Annotated in this window: 3 protein-coding genes and 1 pseudogene; 1 reads left to right on the forward strand and 3 read right to left on the reverse strand. The window is 64.0% G+C overall.

The window, feature by feature from the left end; genetic code table 11:
• A partial coding sequence (locus EN964_RS26825; protein ID WP_206528763.1) for a dihydroxy-acid dehydratase occupies positions 1 to 749 on the forward strand: 749 nt, incomplete at its 5' end.
• Positions 750 to 817: 68 nt separating this feature from the next.
• On the opposite strand, the gene EN964_RS26830 is transcribed toward EN964_RS26825, so the two are convergent.
• The 3 genes and pseudogenes from EN964_RS26830 to EN964_RS26840 form a co-directional block, all read right to left on the reverse strand.
• Positions 818 to 2482: a VWA domain-containing protein gene (locus EN964_RS26830; protein ID WP_127272341.1), complete on the reverse strand. Its 1665-nt coding sequence runs from the start codon at positions 2480 to 2482 to the stop codon at positions 818 to 820.
• 369 nt (positions 2483 to 2851) lie between these two features.
• A complete protein-coding gene (locus EN964_RS26835; protein WP_164748958.1) occupies positions 2852 to 3850 on the reverse strand; it encodes a GlxA family transcriptional regulator in 999 nt (332 codons plus the stop codon).
• Between the two features lie 20 nt (positions 3851 to 3870).
• Positions 3871 to 4219, reverse strand: a pseudogene (locus EN964_RS26840) (bifunctional methylenetetrahydrofolate dehydrogenase/methenyltetrahydrofolate cyclohydrolase); the annotation flags it as partial.

The following is a 4219-nucleotide window of genomic DNA, read 5'->3' on the forward strand; positions in this document are numbered from 1 at the left end:
TCCGCGAACTGCTCGACGAAGGCATCCTGCATGAGGATGTGCAGACGGTGTGGGGCGAAGGCCTGCGGCCCTATGCGGTCGAGGCAAAGCTCGGCGCCGACGGCAGCGTGGTGCGCGAGGCCTCGCCGAAGGCAAGCGGCGACGAAAAAGTGCTGGCGCCGTTCAACAAGGCATTCCAGGCGACCGGCGGCCTGAAGGTGCTGTCAGGCAATCTCGGCCACGCCGTCATCAAGACTTCCGCGGTGAAGCCGGAGCGGCGTATCATCGAGGCGCCGGCCAGGGTCTTCGACAGCCAGCAAGGGCTGAACGATGCGTTCAAGGCAGGCACGCTGACCGGTGATTTCATCGCCGTCATCCGCTTCCAGGGGCCGAAGGCCAATGGCATGCCGGAACTGCACAAGCTGACCACCGTGCTCGGCATCCTGCAGGATCGCGGCCAGCGCGTCGCGCTGGTCACCGACGGGCGCATGTCGGGCGCCTCCGGCAAGGTGCCGGCGGCGATCCATGTGACGCCGGAAGCGGTCGAGGAGGGTCCTATCGCCAGGATCCACGAAGGCGACATCATCCGGCTCGACGCCGAAGCCGGCACACTCGAAGTCCTGGTGCCGGCCGGGGAGTTCGCCTTGCGCCGGACGGCGGATGCCGATCTTATCGGCAACGAGTTCGGCTTCGGCCGCGAACTGTTTGCCGGCTTCCGGCAATTGGTCGGCCGCGCCGACCATGGCGCCAGCGCCTTCGGCACCGCTTGACGGCAGTTCTGCGTCGTTCATGAAAAAGGGCGGCACATGGCCGCCCTCTTGCGGTTGTGCATACGATTCTATTGCACGGTTAGCTCGGCTCGCTCGCCGGCCTTGACCGTCACGTTGCCTTCTTTCGAACTGTTGTCGGATTTCTCCGAAACCACGGCGTAGTCGCCCGCCGGGATCGCTGCCTGATACTTCTGGTCGAATGCATAGCCAAGCGACTTGCGGTTGCCGTTGATGTCCTTCTTGGCCTCGAAAATCTCGATCTTCGAGGCTCCGGGCGCGGTGATCGCCAGCACGCCGGCATTCATTGCGACCTTCAGATCCTGAAATTCGCCCACCTTGACGGTGAACGGCTGCTCGACGACGGCGAGATCAACCGTCGCAATCAACACATAGTCATCGGGCGGCAGATCGAATTTGCTGTCGGGTCCGTAGGCATAGGTCACCTCGTCCCTGGTTCCATCGATCTTCTTTTTTGCCTTGAGCACCTTGAAGCCGATGCCTGAACCGTCCGCCTTGTCGCCGCCCGCAGCATAGTAAGCATTGGCAACGACATGGCCAACACCGGCAACCATGTCCTTTTCCACGGTCTTGCCGGCAGCCAGCGGAATCGTCTCGGTAGCCACGCCCTGCCCGATCGTGACAGTCACCTTCTGGTCGCCGGCCGGCAACACGGCTTTCGTCGTCCCATAGAAGGTGGCGGGCATGTCGGCACCAGGATAGTCGATGACGACAGCCGCGCCATCGACGACATCCGCCCCCTCGCTCGGTCGCGGATGGATGATGAGCGTGCCGGCATTCAAGTTGAAGAGAGGCTTGTAGACCTGGCCTGCCTCGATCTTGACCTTCTGCTCGGTCTTCGCCTGGCCGTCACTGGCCACGACGATATAGTCGCCCAGTTCCAGATTGGCCTTGTAGGCGCCGTATTCGGTGCTGACGTAGTCGCCGCGCGTACCGTCGGGTTTCGCCTTGTAGATTTCCCAGGCGTTGCCGTCGGTGACGGGATCGCCGCCCTCGGCAAGCACTGCTATCGGCTGGAAATTGAAGTCCGGTTTGGCCAGCTCCGGTGCGGGCGCTGGCTCCGGTGCCGGAGCGGGTGCCGGTTCCGGCACCGGCGCCGCCACGGTCTCGGCAAGCGCCTCCTGCAGCGCCTTCTCGTCGGAGGCCTGGATGTATTTGCCGCCGGTGTTGTCGGCGAGGCAGGCGATCTGCCGGCCCTCATCGGCGGTCAGGCCGAAACCGACGACATCGGCGGTGAAGTCGACGCCGGATGCCTCGAGCTCCTTGCCAAGCGCGCAAGGGTCGCCGCCGCATGTTTCGAGCCCGTCGGTGATGAGCACGACGGTCGCCTTGTCCTCGGTGTATTTCAGCGCCTCGGCCGCCTGTTTGACCGCCGCCGTCAGCGGCGTCTTGCCGAGGAATTTCAGGCTGTCGGCAGCGGCCGAAATGGCGCTGCCCGAACCTGCCTGCGGCGGCACGATCAGCTGGATGTCGTCGCAGCTGCCCTTTTCACGGTGGCCATAGGCCATAAAGCCGATGTCGTCGTCGGTGGGGACCGATTGAAGCACGGTTCGAAGCGACTCTCGGGCGATTTCGAGCTTGGGCTTGCCGTCGATCTGCGCCCACATCGAGCCGGACGCATCGAGAATGATGATGACCTTGTTTGCGGCGAAGCCGAAGGTCGTCATCGACAAAAGGAGGATCGCCGCAGCGACGCCCCGTGCAAGTCCCGCCATCGAAATCTCCTAAATCCGCCCCTGATCCGGGCGGCAAGCTATTTGACGCGGCGCCGGGACACAAGTCCGGGCAGCCAGGTGCGTCGGGCCCGAACCCAGCTTAACAAAAGTCGTGATGACAGCCAGTTCGGGGTGTCGGCAGTGCCGATGGCTTTCCATGATAGGAATTTTTTCTTGACTGGATGCACTCAGCTATGGTACATTTTTGCCCATGGTGCTGATTTGCGCCGGTGACCCGCCGCTCAGGCGGGTTTTTCGTTTGATGCACCCAGCCTACGCGCCGGCGAAGGCTCCGAAGGAACCCGTTACCCGAATTCGCTACCCTGGCCCGATGCGCCGGGGCGCCGAACTTTTCAGCGGAAGCGGAATTCAGTAAGTCGTGCGGCGCTCTTCCGAGGGCGGCCTGCCGAATTGCAGCCGGTAGCTTTGGGCGAAGTAGGAATGCGAGGTGAAGCCGGTCGCTATCGCCACATCGAGGATCGGCATGTTGGTCTGGCGCAGCAGTTCGCGCGCCCGCTCCAGCCGCAACCGCATGTAATAACGGCCGGGCGTGACGCTGAGATGGCGCAGAAACAGGCGCTCGACCTGACGCACCGACAGACCGGCGGATTTGGCCAGCTGCACCGCCGACAGCGGCTCGTCGAGGTGGTCGGCCATCAGTTCGACGATGCGTCTGAGCTTCTCCGACTTGCCGGTCAGGTCGCGTTCCGGGCCGACGCGCTGGCGGTCGCCGGCCGAGCGGATGCGTTCGTGCTGGAACTGGTTGGCGACGCCATTGGCGAGGTTCGAGCCGAAATCGCCGCGCACGATCTCCAGCATCAGGTCGATCGAAGTGGTGCCGCCGGCGCAGGTGTAGCGCTTGCGGTCGATCTCGAAGACATTGCCGGTGCAGTTGATATCGGGGAAGCGTTCGACGAAGCCGGCGCGATTTTCCCAATGGATGGTGCAGCGATAGCCTTCGAGCTGGCCGGCCTCGGCCAGCAGGTAGGAGCCGACCGACAGGGCACCCAGCGCATTGCCGCGCCGGCCCCAGCTGCGCAGTGCCGCCAGCACCTTGCTCTTGCCGGGAAATTCCGTCGTCAGCCCGACCGAGACGAAAAGGATATCGACCGGCGGCAGGTCGGCAACGGCGTAGTCGATCTTGAGCGGCAGGCCATTGGAAGCCATCACCGGATCGCCATCGGCCGACACCGTCGTCCAACCGTAGAAGTCGCGGCCAAGCAACCGGTTCGCCGACCGGAACGTATCGATCGCGGCAGCCAGCGAGAACATGGAGAACTTGTCTACCAGCAGGAATGCGAACTGCCGCCCGCCTTGAACGGGGTCCGTGATGACCGGCCGTTCTGAGGGAACACTGGGGTTCGGCAAAGCTGCGGCTTTCTGGCGGGTCAGAAGGACGGCCGTTTCAATCCGGCCGCTAGGTAGGCCGAGGCTAACGTATTGGCCATCAGCATGGCAATGGTCATCGGCCCGACACCGCCGGGAACCGGCGTGATGGCGCCGGCGGCCTTAGCCGCTTCGGCATAGGCGACATCGCCGACGAGGCGGGACTTGCCCTCGCCCTTTTCCGGCGCCGGAATGCGGTTGATGCCGACATCGATGACGGTGGCGCCGGGCTTCACCCAATCACCCCTGATCATCTCCGGCCTGCCGACGGCCGCGACAAGGATATCGGCGGTGCGGGCCAAGGCGGGCAGATCCCTGGTGCGGCTGTGGGCGATGGTGACGGTGCAGTTG

This window comes from Mesorhizobium sp. M7A.F.Ca.CA.001.10.2.1, assembly GCF_003998575.1.
Classification (GTDB): domain Bacteria; phylum Pseudomonadota; class Alphaproteobacteria; order Rhizobiales; family Rhizobiaceae; genus Mesorhizobium.

What these genes read in the sequence shown, in the direction of transcription:
- EN964_RS26830 (WP_127272341.1), bottom strand. Translation starts at nt 2,482, where the DNA reads ATGGCGGGACTTGCACGGGGCGTCGCTGCGGCGATCCTCCTTTTGTCG.